This is a genomic window from Pseudomonas sp. NC02 (assembly GCF_002874965.1).
Classification (GTDB): domain Bacteria; phylum Pseudomonadota; class Gammaproteobacteria; order Pseudomonadales; family Pseudomonadaceae; genus Aquipseudomonas.
Genome location: NZ_CP025624.1, coordinates 5861729 through 5877186, shown reverse-complemented (window position 1 = coordinate 5877186; position 15458 = coordinate 5861729). Strand labels below are relative to the sequence as shown.

Genomic DNA, 15458 nt, shown 5'->3' with positions numbered 1-15458 from the left:
GACAATTCACACAGGTGACCCATGATTCCCAGAACCTTGTTCAGCTCGGAGCACGAACTCTTCCGCCAGAGCGTGCGCACCTTCCTCGAAAAAGACGCGGCGCCGTTCCACGGGCAATGGGAAAAGCAGGGCTACATCGACCGCAACCTGTGGAACAAGGCGGGGGAGGCGGGGATGCTCTGCTCGCATTTGCCGGAAGAGTACGGCGGCCTCGGGGCGGACTTTCTCTACAGCGCGGTGGTGATCGAGGAGATCAGTCGCCTGGGATTGACCGGGATTGGTTTCTCCCTGCATTCGGACATTGTTGCGCCCTACATCCTGCATTACGGCAGTGAGGCGCTGAAGCACAAGTACCTGCCCAAGCTGATCTCCGGGGAAATGGTCACGGCGATTGCCATGACCGAGCCGGGTGCCGGGTCCGACCTGCAAGGGGTCAAGACCACGGCGGTGCTGGATGGCGATGAATACGTGATCAACGGCTCCAAGACGTTCATCACCAATGGCTTCCTGGCTGATCTGGTGATCGTCGTGGCCAAGACCGATCCCAAGGCCGGCGCCAAGGGCACCAGCCTGTTCCTGGTGGAGGCCAACACGCCGGGTTTCGACAAGGGCAAGCGCCTGGAGAAGGTCGGGATGAAGGCCCAGGATACATCGGAGCTGTTCTTCCAGGATGTGCGGGTGCCCAAGGAGAATCTGCTGGGCCAGGCGGGGATGGGCTTTGCCTACCTGATGCAGGAGTTGCCGCAGGAGCGTTTGACGGTGGCGATTGGCGCGTTGTCGTCAGCCGAGGCGGCGCTGCAATGGACGCTGGAATACACCCGCGACCGCAAGGCCTTCGGCAAGGCGATCATCGACTTCCAGAACACCCGATTCAAGCTGGCGGAGATTGCGACGGAAACCCAGATCGGCCGGGTATTTGTCGACAAGTGCATGGAGTTGCACCTGGAAGGCAAGCTCGATGTGCCCACGGCCGCGATGGCCAAATACTGGGCCACGGACCTGCAGTGCAAGGTGCTGGATGAGTGTGTGCAACTGCACGGCGGGTATGGGTTTATGTGGGAATACCCGATTGCGCGGGCGTGGGCAGATGCGCGGGTGCAGCGGATTTATGCGGGGACGAATGAGATCATGAAGGAGATTATTGCGCGGGCGCTTTGAATTCTTGGTGTTTTTGAGGGCCTCTTCGCGAGCAAGCCCGCTCCCACATTCGACTGCATTCCAAAGGTGGAACTCGGTGGAATGTGGGAGCGGGCTTGCTCGCGAAGGCGGTCTAGAGATCAATCAAGGCGCAGGATTCGGATGATCCTTCTGAATCGCCTCAATCCCTGCCAGCACCTCATCCGACAGTTTCAGGTCGGCGCTGGCGATGTTGCTGTCCAGCTGCTCCAGGGTCGTGGCGCCAATGATGTTGCTGGTCACGAACGGTTGTTGGGTTACAAACGCCAATGCCATCTGCGCCGGGTCCAGGCCGTGCTCACGGGCCAGTGCCACGTAACGGCTGCATGCAGCTTCCGACTGCGGGTTGAAGTAGCGGCTGAAGCGGCTATAGAGGCTCAGGCGGCCCTTGGCCGGGCGTGCGCCACCTTCGTACTTGCCGCTGAGCATGCCGAACGCCAGCGGTGAATACGCCAGCAAACCGCACTGTTCACGGATGGCGATCTCCGCCAGGCCCACTTCAAAGCTGCGGTTGAGCAGGTTGTAGGGGTTCTGGATCGACACCGCGCGGGTCCAGCCACGGGCTTCGGCCAGGGCCAGGAACTTCATGGTGCCCCACGGGGTTTCGTTGGACAGGCCGATGTGGCGGATCTTGCCGGCCTTGACCTGCTCATCCAGGGCTTCGAGGGTTTCTTCCAGCGGCGTCAGGTCTTCTTCGGCCTTGTGCTTGTAGCCCAGTTGGCCGAAAAAGTTGGTGCTGCGTTCCGGCCAGTGCAGCTGGTAGAGGTCGATCCAGTCGGTTTGCAGGCGCTTGAGGCTCGCGTCCAGGGCTTCGGCGATGTGCTTGCGGTTGTGCTTGAGGCTGCCATCGCGGATGTAGTCGATGGTGTTGCCGGGGCCGGCGATCTTGCTGGCGAGGATCCAGTCGGCACGGTCGCCGCGGCTTTTGAAGTAATTACCGATGTAGCGCTCGGTGGTGGCGTAGGTGTCGGCCTTGGGCGGCACCGGGTACATTTCCGCAGTGTCGAGGAAGTTGATCCCCGCGGCCTTGGCCCGTTCGATCTGTGCGAAGGCCTCTGCCTCGCTGTTCTGCTCGCCCCAGGTCATGGTGCCCAAGGCTATCGCGCTCACGTTCAGATCGGTTCGGCCCAGCTGTCGATAGTCCATCGGGTACTCCTTCGGGGAAAACAATCATAAAAGCAGGTTGAATTTTTTTTGGCAATCTGCATAATTGCCCACCTCTTTCTGCAGTGGAAGTGATGCGCCGCCTGCCGAAGAATCTTGCCGTTGAACGGACGCGCCGACCCGAGCCCCCGATAGCGTCTGTATCCGGCTGCCTTTGACTTGTCAAAGTACGCACTATTCAGTAAGATCCGCCGTCTAATTTACAGGGCGGCCCCTGAGGCTATTAAAGAATGACAACTTTTACTGCAAAACCAGAAACAGTTCAGCGCGACTGGTTTGTCGTCGACGCCGCTGGTCAGACCCTGGGTCGTCTGGCCACTGAAGTCGCCAGCCGTCTGCGTGGCAAGCACAAGCCTGAGTACACCCCTCACGTTGATACCGGTGACTACATTGTCATCATCAACGCCGAGCAGGTACGTGTTACCGGCAACAAAGCGCAAGACAAAATGTACTACCGTCACTCCGGTTTCCCAGGCGGTATCAAGTCTTCGAACTTCGAAGGCCTGATCTCCAAAAAGCCTGAAGCCCCGATTGAAATCGCGGTCAAAGGTATGCTGCCGAAGGGCCCACTGGGTCGCGACATGTATCGCAAGCTGAAAGTCTATGCGGGCGCTGCTCACCCTCATGCTGCTCAGCAGCCCCAAGAACTGAAGTTTTAACGGAATAGTTCATTATGTCGGCGACTCAAAATTACGGCACTGGCCGTCGCAAAACCGCTACCGCTCGCGTTTTCCTGCGTCCGGGTACTGGTAACATCTCGATCAACAACCGCACTCTGGAAAATTTCTTCGGTCGCGAAACTGCCCGCATGGTAGTTCGTCAGCCGCTGGAATTGACCGAGACCGTTGAAAAGTTCGACATCTACGTCACCGTTATCGGTGGCGGTGTAAGTGGTCAAGCTGGCGCAATCCGCCACGGTATCACTCGCGCTCTGATGCAGTACGACGAAACCCTGCGTGGCGCTCTGCGCAAAGCTGGCTTCGTGACTCGCGATGCTCGTGAAGTTGAACGTAAGAAAGTTGGTCTGCGTAAAGCGCGTAAGCGTCCGCAGTACTCGAAGCGTTAATTCGCTTTTACGTTCCAGAAAACGCCCAGCCTCCTCACGGAGCTGGGCGTTTTTTATTGCCTGCTATTTATGTAAAAAAATCTGTGTGACAACTTGCCACATCCGTAGAGCCCCTATACTCAAAGGCTTGGAGCCAGTGCCGGGGGTAATTACCTTGTCAGACGTGGGGCTTTTCATTACCATTCGGCAAAATTTTTATAAGTTCAGATTTAACACTTAGTAGACGCCTGATTTAACAGGCCACAAAGCTGATGGGAGAGGACTGAATGAGCAATGACGGCGTGAATGCAGGCCGGCGTCGCTTCTTGGTAGCAGCCACATCCGTGGTGGGTGCTGCAGGAGCGGTGGGGGCTGCGGTCCCGTTCGTGGGGTCATGGTTTCCCAGTGCCAAGGCGAAAGCCGCAGGTGCACCGGTGAAGGTGAATGTCAGCAAGATCGATCCAGGCCAGCAAATGATTGCTGAATGGCGCGGTCAGCCAGTGTTCATCGTTCGTCGTACCGAGGAAATCCTGGGAAATCTGAAGAAGATCGAGGGCCAGCTGTCCGACCCCGACTCGAAGAATTCCGACCAACCCGCTTACGTCGATAAGGAAATTCGCTCGATCAAGCCGGAAATTCTGCTGCTGATCGGTATCTGCACCCACTTGGGTTGCTCTCCCACCTTCCGCCCGGAAGTGGCGCCCGCGGACCTGGGCAAGGACTGGGTCGGGGGCTATTTCTGCCCGTGCCACGGTTCTCACTACGACCTCGCTGGCCGCGTCTACAAGTCACAACCTGCACCACTGAACCTGCCAGTTCCGCCACATCACTACGAGACTGACAGTGTCATTGTCATTGGCGTCGACGAGGGGGAGAAAGCCTGATGAGCAAGTTCATGGATTGGGTGGATGCGCGCTTCCCCGCCACCAAGATGTGGGAAGACCACCTCAGCAAGTACTACGCACCGAAGAACTTCAACTTCTTCTATTTCTTTGGCTCCCTGGCACTTCTGGTACTGGTCAATCAGATCGTTACCGGTGTCTGGCTGACGATGAGCTACACCCCGTCGGCCGAAGAAGCCTTCGCCTCCGTCGAATACATCATGCGCGACGTCGAGTACGGCTCGATCCTGCGTCTGCTGCACTCCACCGGCGCCTCGGCGTTCTTCATCGTCGTCTACATGCACATGTTCCGTGGCCTGCTCTACGGTTCGTACCAGAAGCCCCGCGAGCTGGTGTGGGTGTTTGGCATGCTGATCTACCTGGCACTGATGGCCGAGGCCTTCATGGGCTACCTGCTGCCGTGGGGCCAGATGTCCTATTGGGGCGCCCAGGTGATCATCTCGCTGTTCGGTGCGATCCCGGTCATCGGCAACGACCTGACCCAGTGGATTCGCGGTGACTACCTGATCTCCGGGATCACCCTGAACCGCTTCTTCGCCTTGCACGTGGTGGCCTTGCCGATCGTGATCCTGGGCCTGGTAGTGCTGCACATCCTGGCGTTGCACGAAGTGGGTTCGAACAACCCCGACGGCGTGGATATCAAGAAGCACAAGGACGAAAACGGCGTACCGCTGGATGGCATTCCGTTCCACCCGTACTACACCGTGAAAGATATCGTCGGTGTGGTGGTGTTCCTGTTCATCTTCTGCTCGATCGTGTTCTTTTTCCCGGAGATGGGCGGTTATTTCCTCGAGAAACCGAACTTCGAACAGGCGAACGCCTTCAAGACCCCGGAACACATTGCCCCGGTCTGGTACTTCACTCCGTTCTACGCGATCTTGCGGGCGATTCCCGACAAACTCATGGGCGTTATCGCCATGGGCGCAGCGATTGCGGTGCTGTTCGTGCTGCCGTGGCTCGACCGTAGCCCGGTCAAGTCCATGCGCTACAAGGGCTGGCTGAGCAAGATCTGGCTGTGGGTGTTCTGCATTGCGTTCGTGATCCTGGGTGTACTGGGCGTACTGGCGCCGACCCCGGAGCGTACGTTGCTGTCGCAGGTCTGCACCTTCCTGTACTTCGCCTACTTCATTCTGATGCCGTTCTACACCCGGCTCGAGAAGACCAAACCGGTACCGGAAAGGGTGACTGGCTGATGAAAAAATTATTCGTTGCATTCATTCTTGCGGCCCTGCCGCTGCTGTCTTTCGCCGCTGAACACGGCCCAGAACTGGAAAAAGTCGACATCGACGTGTCGGACAAAGCCGCAATGCAGGACGGGCTGCGTACGTTCACCAACTACTGCATGGGCTGCCACAGCGCCAAGTTCCAGCGTTACGAGCGAGTGGCCGACGACCTGGGCATTCCCCATGACGTGATGCTGAGCCACTCGGTGTTCACCGGGGCGAAGATCGGCGACCACATGACCATCGGCATGCAACCGGCCGACGCCAAGACCTGGTTCGGGGCTGCACCGCCCGACCTGACCCTGGTGGCCCGTGTGCGTGGCACCGATTGGCTCTATGGCTACCTGAAATCCTTCTATGAAGACCCGACGCGTCCCTACGGCGTGAACAACAAAGTGTTCCCGAACGTCGGTATGCCTAACGTTCTGGTCGGCCTGCAAGGTCGCCAAGTGGTAGGATGCAAGCAAGTACAAATCGTCGAAGACGGCAAGAAGCAGTATGATCCGCTCACCGGTACGCCTTTGACTCATGAAGCGTGCGATCAGCTGACCATAGTGCCGAAGACCGGCACGCTGAACGAAGAGCAGTTCGACGAGAAGGTCAAGAATCTGGTGACCTTCCTGGCCTACTCGGCCAACCCAGTGAAGCTGCAGCATCAGCGCATTGGTACCTATGTGTTGCTGTACCTGGCCTTCTTCTTCGTGTTCGCCTATCTGCTGAAACGCGAATACTGGAAGGATGTGCATTGATCCAACCGTAAGTAATTGCTGTTAATCTTGCGCGCCCAGCGGCATCTCTGAAGGTAAGTCTGGTTTATCCAGGCATCACGGAGATGCTCACTGGGCGCGCTCGTTTTTGAGCTTCCGATAATTTCAACAAGCGAGGAGGACCGCCATGGGCGTGACCAATCGGTTGGCCTGTTACTCCGACCCCGCCGACCACTATTCCCACCGAGTACGCATCGTGCTCGCAGAGAAGGGTGTCAGCGCAGAGATCATCAGTGTGGAGGTGGGACGTCACCCGCCGAAACTGATCGAAGTGAACCCTTACGGCAGCTTGCCCACCCTGGTCGATCGTGACCTGGCGTTGTGGGAGTCAACCGTGGTGATGGAATACCTGGATGAGCGTTATCCCCATCCACCGTTGCTGCCGGTGTATCCGGTGGCGCGTGCCAACAGCCGCCTGCTGATCCATCGGATCCAGCGTGACTGGTGTGGCCTGGTGGACCTGATTCTGGATTCACGCAGCAAGGAAGCGGCCCGGGTTCAGGCGCGCAAGGAATTGCGCGAGAGCCTGACCGGTGTTTCGCCGTTGTTTGCCGACAAACCTTTTTTCCTCAGCGAGGAACAAAGTCTGGTGGATTGCTGCCTATTACCCATACTCTGGCGCTTGCCGATTTTGGGCATAGAACTGCCGCGGCCTGCCAAGCCGCTGCTTGACTACATGGAGCGCCAGTTTGCGCGTGAGGCTTTCCAGGCGAGTCTGTCTGGTGTCGAACGCGATATGCGCTAAGGCTTAAGGAGCCGTTGATGAACTCCAGTCGACCTTACCTGGTCCGCGCGCTCTATGAGTGGATAGTGGACAACGATTGCACCCCGCACATGCTGGTCAATTCCGAGTTTCCCGCGGTTCAGGTACCGCAAGGTTTTGCCAGTGACGGACAAATCGTCCTGAACGTTTCACCCAGTGCCGTGCGACACCTGCACATGGACAATGAAGCGGTCAGCTTTGAAGGGCGTTTCGGCGGTGTGCCGCATACGCTGTTCGTGCCCATCGGTGCCATCCTCGGGATCTACGCCCGGGAAAATGGCCAGGGCATGGTGTTTGATCTGGAGTCTTCCCTTGAGGATGACGAAGCGATCGAGCTCGAAGGCGAAGATGATGTGCCGCCGCCGGATTCCGAGCCGCCGCGTCCAAGCGGTCGGCCGAGTCTGAAAGTGGTGAAGTAACAAGGCGCGGGCCCTCGGGCCAGCGTTGAAAATGCCTCGGTGATGCCGGGGCATTTTTTTGCCTGGCGAAAACCCCGGCCGTTATAGATGAAAGTCATGACAGGACGGTGATCGTACAACCGCCATGGGCTATCATGCGTGCTTCAGATCGCCGAGATAGATGATTCATCATGGAAAACTCCAGCGCCGCCCCTCGTCTTCCCCGCAAGCGCCGCAGCCTTGCCCAGGAATTGGTCACGGTGTTGTCCGAGCAGATCCGCGACGGCCAACTCAAACGTGGCGACAAACTGCCCACCGAGTCGGCGATCATGGACGCCCACGGGGTCAGCCGCACCGTGGTGCGTGAAGCCATCTCGCGATTGCAGGCCGCCGGGCAGGTAGAAACCCGCCATGGCATCGGTACCTTTGTGCTGGATACGCCAAGCCCCAGCGGTTTCCGGATTGATCCGGCCACTGTCGTCACCCTGCGTGATGTGCTGGCCATCCTTGAACTGCGGATCAGCCTGGAAGTGGAGTCTGCCGGGCTTGCTGCCCAGCGCCGTAGCGACGAGCAATTGGCCGGCATGCGTGCTGCCCTCGATGCGCTGAACGAAAGTGCGGCCCACGCCGGTGATGCGGTGGCGTCGGACTTCCAGTTCCACCTGCAGATTGCCCTGTCCACCGGCAACCGCTACTTCACCGACATCATGACCCACCTGGGCACCAGCATCATTCCGCGCACGCGGCTGAACTCGGCACGCCTGGCCCATGATGACCAGCAGCACTACATGAGCCGCCTGAGCCGCGAACACGAAGAGATCTATGAGGCGATCGCGCGCCAGGATTCGGATGCGGCGCGGGCGGCCATGCGGTTGCACCTGACCAACAGCCGTGAGCGGCTGCGCCATGCCCATGAAGAGGCGGAAGCGCAGCGCGGTTGATACCAGGCTGAACGTAAGCGTGTGGCTTGAAAGCTCATTGTGGCGAGGGAGCTTGCTCCCGTTGGGCCGCGCAGCGGCCCCAAATCCATTGCCCCGAGTTCTGTCTGAAAGAACCCCGTGTTCTTGCTGGGGCTGCTTCGCAGCCCAACGGGAGCAAGCTCCCTCGCCACAGGTTAATGCGCGAGGCTTAACTCACGTCTTTCAGGCCGGCTGATTCGGCGTGTAGTCCTTGAGCAGCAGATACGTGCTCCAACCCCACCAGTCATTGGTCCACTGCTTGTCGTTCAGGTTGTTGACGTCCTTGCGTCGCAGCACCTTGTCGCCTTCAGCCTTGAACAGCGGTGAGAAGTTGTTCGCCGGGTTCTGCGCGGCGTTCAGGTCCGGCACATACAGCGGTGCCTTGAAGTTGGCCGGGGAGGGCGCCATGCCGCTGATAAACGTTTCGAAGATCTCATCGGCCGAGGCCTGCACGGCGCGTTTGACCATGGCGCGGTTGGCCGCATCGTTGCTGTCGAAATAGCGTTTATCACCGTAGGCATGCCACTGCTCGCCCAGGGCGTTGCGCACATTGAGCCCGAACTTGCTGTCTTCATCGTGCATGAAGCGGCTGATCAGCGAGCCCAGTTCACCCGGTGTCACCACCGCCGCCAGTTGCTTGCGCGGTACCCGCAGGTGCCCGGCGGAAAATAGATCGGTCAAAAAGTGATCAGCAAAGCTGTTCATGGCATAGGCCAGTTCCAGCGCCTGGTCGGTGCCGGTCTGATGCGCCACGACGGCTTGTTGCAAGGCTGCCGTATGCCCCGCCAGATAGGCCGCCAAAGCCCATTCGCCAAAGTGGTCGGCATTGTCTGCCGCCAGTTTCAGGTAGCGCCCCAGTGGAATCAGCGCCGAGACGGCACTGCCGCCGCCGGTGATGCGGTTCCATTCCTCGGACAAGGTGTCACCCAGCGCGTCATAGGCTTCATGGGGTTGCTTGCCATCCTTGATCGCCTGGTTGACCGCATTGATCTCCTTTTGCATCACCGCGAGGATCTTGCCCGCTTCTTCCCGTGATGCTGGCAATACCGCCAGCGAGTTGAACGCATCGGTAAAGCGCTGCACACGATCAGCGGGCGATGTGCCTTCGTTGATGGGGCGTCCGGGGATGCCATAGAAATCACCGCCCAGGGCGATGATCTGGCCGTAGCTCAGGGCCAGGCCATTGGGCAAGTGCAATTCGACCTGCCGGGCGGGAATCGGCGGGGCGTCCTTGACGAAACGCAACAGGGTGTCGTCGCCGATGGCGGTGTGTTCGCCGCCTTCAAAACGCAGGGTTGGCGGGGTTTTCACAGGTGTGGCAAGTTCAAGATCTGACATGTTAGCTCCTTGCTATGTCGTAGGAATCTTCCGTAATAACTGTATGTATATACAGCTAATCCGAGCATAGAGGAAAAACTTCCTACGTCAAGAAAGCAGCAATCAGGAAGGGCGGCGATGAATTGCAGTTGACGAATATTTTTATAGTTGTACGATGACGTACGACATCAAGATAACCATCCGTAATCTCACAACAGAAAGTCTTCGCCCAGGGTGTTCGAATAATGAATCCACAAGAACTGAAGTCCATCCTCTCTCACGGTCTGCTGTCTTTCCCGGTGACCGATTTCAATGCCCAGGGTGATTTCCACCAGGCGGGCTACATCAAGCGTCTGGAATGGCTGGCCCCTTACGGCGCTACCGCCTTGTTCGCCGCTGGCGGCACCGGTGAGTTTTTCTCCCTGGCGGCCAGCGAATATTCGCAAGTGGTGAAAACCGCCGTTGATACCTGCGCCACCAGCGTGCCGATTCTTGCCGGTGTCGGCGGTGCCACCCGCCAGGCCATCGAGTACGCCCAGGAAGCCGAGCGTCTGGGCGCCAAAGGCCTGTTGCTGCTGCCGCACTACCTGACCGAAGCCAGCCAGGACGGGGTTGCCGCCCACGTTGAAGCGGTGTGCAAGTCGGTCAAGATCGGTGTAGTGGTCTACAACCGCAACGTCTGCCGCCTGACCGCGCCGCTGCTGGAACGCCTGGCCGAGCGCTGCCCGAACCTGATCGGTTACAAGGACGGCCTGGGTGACATTGAATTGATGGTGTCGATCCGTCGTCGCCTCGGTGACCGTTTCAGCTACCTGGGCGGCTTGCCGACTGCAGAGGTTTACGCCGCTGCCTATAAGGCCCTGGGCGTGCCGGTGTACTCCTCGGCGGTGTTCAACTTCATTCCAAAAACCGCGATGGATTTCTATCACGCCATTGCCCGGGAAGATCACGCCACCGTCGGCAAGATCATCGACGACTTCTTCCTGCCGTACCTCGACATCCGTAACCGCAAGGCCGGTTACGCGGTGAGCATCGTCAAGGCCGGGGCGAAAATCGTCGGCTACGACGCAGGCCCCGTGCGTACCCCGCTGACCGATCTGCTGCCGGAAGAATACGAAGCCCTGGCCGCGTTGATCGACAAGCAAGGCGCGCAATAACCCATCACCAAGGCCGCTGAGTAATCAGCGGCTTTTTGCGTCAGGAGAGAATTCGTGTCCCAAGCCAAGCGTTTTGAAAACTACATCGGTGGCCAGTGGGTTGCCGGCGCCGACTACTCGGCCAACATCAATCCGTCGGAGTTGTCTGATGTCATTGGCGAATACGCCAAGGCTGACCTCGCCCAAGTCCACGCGGCCATCGACGCTGCGCGCGCTGCTTTTCCGGCGTGGTCCACTTCCGGGATCCAGGCGCGTCATGATTCGCTGGATAAAGTCGGTACCGAAATCCTCGCCCGTCGCGAAGAACTCGGCACCCTGCTGGCCCGGGAAGAGGGCAAGACCCTGCCGGAAGCCATCGGCGAAGTGACCCGCGCCGGTAACATCTTCAAATTCTTTGCCGGTGAATGCTTGCGCCTGTCCGGCGACTACCTGCCGTCGGTGCGTCCGGGCGTCAACGTTGAAGTGACCCGTGAGGCGTTGGGCGTGGTTGGCCTGATCACGCCGTGGAACTTCCCGATTGCCATCCCGGCCTGGAAGATCGCCCCGGCCCTGGCCTACGGCAACTGCGTGGTGCTCAAACCGGCTGAACTGGTACCGGGCTGCGCCTGGGCCCTGGCCGAAATCATCTCCCGCGCCGGCTTCCCTGCCGGTGTGTTCAACCTGGTGATGGGCAGCGGCCGTGTGGTCGGCGATGCCATGGTCAACAGCCCGAAAGTCGACGGCATCAGCTTCACCGGCTCGGTGGGCGTGGGTCGTCAGATCGCCGTCAGCTGCGTGTCGCGCCAGGCCAAGGTGCAGTTGGAAATGGGCGGCAAGAACCCGCAGATCATTCTCGACGACGCCGACCTCAAGCAAGCCGTCGAGCTGTCGGTGCAGAGCGCGTTTTACTCCACCGGCCAACGTTGCACCGCGTCCAGCCGCTTTATCGTCACCGCCGGGATTCACGACCAGTTCGTCGCGGCCATGGCCGAGCGGATGAAGTCGATCAAGGTCGGCCACGCCCTGAAAACCGGCACCGACATCGGCCCGGTGGTTTCCCAGGCCCAACTGGACCAGGACTTGAAGTACATCGACATCGGCCAGAGCGAAGGCGCCCGGCTGGTCAGCGGCGGTGAGCTGGTGACCTGCGACACCGAAGGCTACTTCCTCGCGCCGACGCTGTTTGCCGACAGCGAAGCCGCGATGCGCATCAGCCGTGAAGAGATCTTCGGCCCGGTGGCCAACGTGGTGCGCGTGGCGGATTACGAGGCGGCGCTGGCGATGGCCAACGACACCGAGTTCGGCCTCTCGGCCGGTATCGCCACCACCTCGCTGAAATACGCCAACCACTTCAAGCGTCATTCCCAGGCCGGGATGGTGATGGTCAATCTGCCGACTGCCGGTGTGGATTACCACGTTCCATTCGGCGGCCGTAAGGGTTCATCCTACGGTTCGCGTGAGCAGGGTCGCTATGCGCAAGAGTTCTACACCGTGGTGAAAACCAGCTACATCGGTTCGTAACGGCTGCACCCTGTGGCGGGTCCGTGCCCGCCACAGGCTTACAATTTGATTACCCGCAAAAAAAATAATTAGTGGGAGTACATCTTCATGCAAGCGACCAAGCCGACCCATGTCCGCTATTTGATCCTGCTCATGCTGTTCCTGGTGACCACGATCAACTACGCCGACCGGGCCACCATCGCCATTGCCGGCTCCAGCCTGCAAAAAGACCTCGGCATCGACGCGGTCACCCTTGGCTATATCTTCTCCGCATTCGGTTGGGCCTACGTGGCCGGGCAAATTCCCGGCGGCTGGCTGCTGGACCGCTTCGGTTCGAAAAAAGTCTACGCCCTGAGTATCTTCACCTGGTCACTGTTCACCGTGCTGCAAGGCTATGTCGGTGAGTTCGGTGTTTCCACGGCCATCGTTGCGCTGTTCATGTTGCGCTTCCTGGTGGGCCTGGCTGAAGCGCCATCCTTCCCCGGAAATGCGCGCATCGTGGCGGCATGGTTTCCTACGGCTGAACGCGGGACTGCCTCGGCGATCTTCAACTCGGCGCAGTACTTCGCCACCGTGTTGTTCGCGCCGCTGATGGGTTGGATCGTCTACACCTTCGGCTGGCAGCACGTGTTCGTGGTGATGGGCGGCATCGGTATCGTGTTCTCGCTGATCTGGCTGAAAGTTATCCACAGCCCGCGCCAGCACCCGATGATCAACGAGGCCGAGTTCCAGCACATCGCTGCCAACGGGGCCATGGTCGACATGGACCAGGACAAGGGCAGAGGCAAGAAAACCGACGGCCCGAAGTGGGATTACATCCGTCAGTTGCTGACCAACCGCATGATGCTCGGCGTGTACCTTGGCCAGTACTGCATCAATGGCATCACCTATTTCTTCCTGACGTGGTTCCCGGTGTACCTGGTTCAAGAACGCGGCATGACGATTCTCAAGGCTGGCTTCATCGCGTCCTTGCCGGCGATCTGCGGCTTTATCGGCGGCGTGTTGGGCGGGGTGATTTCCGACTACCTGCTGCGCAAGGGCCATTCGCTGACCTTCGCCCGCAAGGCGCCGATCATTGGTGGTTTGCTGATTTCCAGCAGCATTGTCGCGTGCAACTACGTGGACATCGAATGGATGGTGGTGGGCTTCATGGCCCTGGCCTTCTTCGGTAAAGGCGTTGGCGCACTGGGCTGGGCGGTGGTGTCCGACACCTCGCCGAAACAAATCGCTGGCTTGAGTGGCGGTTTGTTCAACATGTTCGGCAACCTGGCCTCCATCAGCACCCCGATCGTGATCGGCTACATCATCAGCACCACTGGCTCCTTCAAGTGGGCGCTGGTGTTCGTCGGTGCCAACGCGTTGCTGGCGGTGTTCAGCTACCTGGTGATCGTCGGTCCGATCAAACGTGTGGTGCTTAAAGAGCCGCCGGCCAACGGCCCCGAGCTGACTAAACTTTCCCAAGCGCATTCCTGAAGGGGCCCGCGTCATGCAGTTGATTGAACATGCCGATTCGCCACGCTCCATCCGTTTGCACGCGCTGGATAACGTGGTGATTGTGGTCAACGACCAGGGCGTACCGGCGGGGACCGAGTTTCCCGACGGCCTGGTGACGGTGGATTTCATTCCCCAAAGCCACAAGGTGACGCTGGAAGACATCCCCGAAGGCGGCCGCATCATTCGCTACGGCCAGACCATCGGTTATGCCCTGCGCCCGATTCCGCGAGGCAGTTGGGTGCAGGAAGATCAACTGCGCATGCCCACGGCGCCGCCGCTGGACAGCTTGCCGCTGTCCACCGAAGTGCCCGACGCCCAAGCGCCCCTGGAGGGTTTTACCTTCGAGGGTTATCGCAATGCCGACGGCACCGTGGGCACACGCAATATCCTCGGGATTACCACCACGGTGCAGTGCGTCACGGGCGTGCTGGACCATGCGGTGAAGCGCATCAAGGACGAGTTGCTGCCCAAGTACCCGAACGTCGATGACGTGGTGGCGCTGACCCACAGCTACGGCTGCGGCGTGGCGATCACGGCCACCGACGCCTACATCCCGATCCGCACCGTGCGTAACCTGGCGCGCAATCCGAACCTGGGCGGTGAAGCCCTGGTGATCAGCCTGGGTTGCGAGAAGTTGCAGGCCGGGCAGGTGATGCATGAAAACGACAGCTCGGTAGACCTGAGTGAGCCATGGCTGTATCGGTTGCAGGACTCCAGCCACGGCTTTACCGAAATGATCGAACAGATCATGGAACTGGCCGAAACCCGCCTGAAGAAACTCGACCTGCGCCGGCGGGAAACCGTACCGGCGTCGGAGTTGATCCTCGGCATGCAGTGTGGCGGCAGTGATGCGTTCTCGGGGATTACCGCCAACCCGGCGCTGGGTTATGCCTCGGATTTGCTGTTGCGGGCGGGCGCGACGGTGATGTTTTCCGAAGTGACCGAAGTGCGCGATGCGATCTACCTGCTGACTTCCCGTGCCGAGAACCAGGACGTGGCCCGGGAACTGGTGCGGGAAATGGACTGGTACGACCGCTACCTGGCCAAGGGCGAGGCAGATCGCAGCGCCAACACTACGCCGGGGAACAAGAAGGGTGGGTTGTCGAATATTGTCGAGAAGTCGTTGGGTTCCATCGTCAAGTCGGGCAGCAGTGCGATCAATGGCGTGCTTGGCCCGGGCGAGCGGTTCAATCGCAAGGGCCTGATCTTTTGTGCCACGCCGGCGAGTGATTTTGTGTGCGGCACGTTGCAGTTGGCGGCGGGGATGAACCTGCACGTGTTCACCACCGGGCGTGGCACGCCGTATGGGCTGGCGATGGCGCCGGTGGTGAAGGTCTCGACCCGGACGGAGCTGGCGCAGCGTTGGCCTGACCTGATTGACATCGACGCCGGGCGGATCGCCACCGGCCGGGCGACGATTGAGGAGCTGGGTTGGGAGTTGTTCCACTTCTACCTGGATGTGGCCAGCGGCAAGAAGCAGACATGGGCGGAGCAGCACAAGCTGCATAACGACATTACGTTGTTCAATCCGGCACCGATTACTTAAGACCGAGTCGCCTGCTTCGCGAGCAAGCCCGCTCCCACATTTGACTGCATTCCAAAGGTAGAACTCGG

General features: G+C 59.5%; 15 protein-coding genes. 13 read left to right on the top strand and 2 right to left on the bottom strand.

The window, feature by feature from the left end; genetic code table 11:
- The first annotated feature begins 21 nt into the window (after window positions 1-21).
- A complete protein-coding gene (locus tag C0058_RS27635) occupies window positions 22-1158 on the top strand; it encodes an acyl-CoA dehydrogenase family protein (protein WP_003216028.1) in 1137 nt (378 codons plus the stop codon).
- 123 nt (window positions 1159-1281) lie between these two features.
- Here C0058_RS27635 and C0058_RS27630 read toward each other — a convergent pair whose 3' ends face one another.
- Window positions 1282-2322: an NADP(H)-dependent aldo-keto reductase gene (locus C0058_RS27630; RefSeq protein WP_008437253.1), complete on the bottom strand. Its 1041-nt coding sequence runs from the start codon at window positions 2320-2322 to the stop codon at window positions 1282-1284.
- Window positions 2323-2570: 248 nt separating this feature from the next.
- On the opposite strand from C0058_RS27630, the gene rplM reads away from it, so the two are divergent.
- From rplM to C0058_RS27590, 8 genes are all read left to right on the top strand, one after another.
- The gene (gene rplM / locus C0058_RS27625) at window positions 2571-2999 is read left to right on the top strand and encodes a 50S ribosomal protein L13 (protein ID WP_003216032.1); all 429 of its coding nucleotides are present in this window, start codon (window positions 2571-2573) and stop codon (window positions 2997-2999) included.
- A gap of 14 nt (window positions 3000-3013) precedes the next feature.
- Window positions 3014-3406: a 30S ribosomal protein S9 gene (gene rpsI, locus C0058_RS27620; RefSeq protein ID WP_003216038.1), complete on the top strand. Its 393-nt coding sequence runs from the start codon at window positions 3014-3016 to the stop codon at window positions 3404-3406.
- 266 nt (window positions 3407-3672) lie between these two features.
- On the top strand, window positions 3673-4269 hold the full coding sequence (gene petA / locus C0058_RS27615) for a ubiquinol-cytochrome c reductase iron-sulfur subunit (RefSeq protein WP_003216040.1): 597 nt from the start codon (window positions 3673-3675) through the stop codon (window positions 4267-4269).
- Window positions 4269-5480 carry a cytochrome bc complex cytochrome b subunit gene (locus tag C0058_RS27610; RefSeq protein ID WP_003216042.1) on the top strand — a complete coding sequence of 404 codons (1212 nt, stop codon included), beginning with the start codon at window positions 4269-4271 and terminating at the stop codon, window positions 5478-5480. Before petA ends, C0058_RS27610 begins: the two co-directional genes overlap by 1 nt.
- The gene (locus tag C0058_RS27605) at window positions 5480-6259 is read left to right on the top strand and encodes a cytochrome c1 (protein ID WP_003216044.1); all 780 of its coding nucleotides are present in this window, start codon (window positions 5480-5482) and stop codon (window positions 6257-6259) included. Before C0058_RS27610 ends, C0058_RS27605 begins: the two co-directional genes overlap by 1 nt.
- 145 nt (window positions 6260-6404) lie before the next feature.
- On the top strand, window positions 6405-7022 hold the full coding sequence (locus C0058_RS27600) for a glutathione S-transferase N-terminal domain-containing protein (RefSeq protein WP_003216049.1): 618 nt from the start codon (window positions 6405-6407) through the stop codon (window positions 7020-7022).
- A gap of 17 nt (window positions 7023-7039) precedes the next feature.
- Window positions 7040-7459 (top strand): ClpXP protease specificity-enhancing factor, encoded by a 420-nt coding sequence (locus C0058_RS27595; protein ID WP_003216051.1) that lies wholly within the window; start codon window positions 7040-7042, stop codon window positions 7457-7459.
- Between the two features lie 170 nt (window positions 7460-7629).
- Window positions 7630-8379 (top strand): FadR/GntR family transcriptional regulator, encoded by a 750-nt coding sequence (locus C0058_RS27590; protein WP_008437251.1) that lies wholly within the window; start codon window positions 7630-7632, stop codon window positions 8377-8379.
- Window positions 8380-8580: 201 nt separating this feature from the next.
- On the opposite strand, the gene C0058_RS27585 is transcribed toward C0058_RS27590, so the two are convergent.
- A complete protein-coding gene (locus C0058_RS27585; protein WP_102369912.1) occupies window positions 8581-9735 on the bottom strand; it encodes a phospholipase in 1155 nt (384 codons plus the stop codon).
- 224 nt (window positions 9736-9959) lie between these two features.
- Here C0058_RS27585 and kdgD point away from each other — a divergent pair, with 224 nt between their 5' ends.
- The 4 genes from kdgD (at window position 9960) to garD (ending at window position 15390) form a co-directional block, all read left to right on the top strand.
- Window positions 9960-10871, top strand: a complete 912-nt coding sequence (gene kdgD / locus C0058_RS27580) for a 5-dehydro-4-deoxyglucarate dehydratase (RefSeq protein ID WP_003216058.1) — start codon at window positions 9960-9962, stop codon at window positions 10869-10871.
- Between the two features lie 54 nt (window positions 10872-10925).
- Window positions 10926-12371 (top strand): aldehyde dehydrogenase family protein, encoded by a 1446-nt coding sequence (locus C0058_RS27575; protein WP_003216060.1) that lies wholly within the window; start codon window positions 10926-10928, stop codon window positions 12369-12371.
- Window positions 12372-12458: 87 nt separating this feature from the next.
- A complete protein-coding gene (locus C0058_RS27570) occupies window positions 12459-13823 on the top strand; it encodes an MFS transporter (protein ID WP_102369911.1) in 1365 nt (454 codons plus the stop codon).
- Window positions 13824-13836: 13 nt separating this feature from the next.
- On the top strand, window positions 13837-15390 hold the full coding sequence (gene garD / locus C0058_RS27565) for a galactarate dehydratase (protein WP_008437248.1): 1554 nt from the start codon (window positions 13837-13839) through the stop codon (window positions 15388-15390).
- Window positions 15391-15458 lie beyond the last annotated feature (68 nt).

Coding starts and splice junctions, on each gene's coding strand:
- C0058_RS27635 (WP_003216028.1), top strand. CDS start 22: ATGATTCCCAGAACCTTGTTCAGCTCGGAGCACGAACTCTTCCGCCAG.
- C0058_RS27630 (WP_008437253.1), bottom strand. CDS start 2,322: ATGGACTATCGACAGCTGGGCCGAACCGATCTGAACGTGAGCGCGATA.
- rplM (WP_003216032.1), top strand. CDS start 2,571: ATGACAACTTTTACTGCAAAACCAGAAACAGTTCAGCGCGACTGGTTT.
- rpsI (WP_003216038.1), top strand. CDS start 3,014: ATGTCGGCGACTCAAAATTACGGCACTGGCCGTCGCAAAACCGCTACC.
- petA (WP_003216040.1), top strand. CDS start 3,673: ATGAGCAATGACGGCGTGAATGCAGGCCGGCGTCGCTTCTTGGTAGCA.
- C0058_RS27610 (WP_003216042.1), top strand. CDS start 4,269: ATGAGCAAGTTCATGGATTGGGTGGATGCGCGCTTCCCCGCCACCAAG.
- C0058_RS27605 (WP_003216044.1), top strand. CDS start 5,480: ATGAAAAAATTATTCGTTGCATTCATTCTTGCGGCCCTGCCGCTGCTG.
- C0058_RS27600 (WP_003216049.1), top strand. CDS start 6,405: ATGGGCGTGACCAATCGGTTGGCCTGTTACTCCGACCCCGCCGACCAC.
- C0058_RS27595 (WP_003216051.1), top strand. CDS start 7,040: ATGAACTCCAGTCGACCTTACCTGGTCCGCGCGCTCTATGAGTGGATA.
- C0058_RS27590 (WP_008437251.1), top strand. CDS start 7,630: ATGGAAAACTCCAGCGCCGCCCCTCGTCTTCCCCGCAAGCGCCGCAGC.
- C0058_RS27585 (WP_102369912.1), bottom strand. CDS start 9,735: ATGTCAGATCTTGAACTTGCCACACCTGTGAAAACCCCGCCAACCCTG.
- kdgD (WP_003216058.1), top strand. CDS start 9,960: ATGAATCCACAAGAACTGAAGTCCATCCTCTCTCACGGTCTGCTGTCT.
- C0058_RS27570 (WP_102369911.1), top strand. CDS start 12,459: ATGCAAGCGACCAAGCCGACCCATGTCCGCTATTTGATCCTGCTCATG.
- garD (WP_008437248.1), top strand. CDS start 13,837: ATGCAGTTGATTGAACATGCCGATTCGCCACGCTCCATCCGTTTGCAC.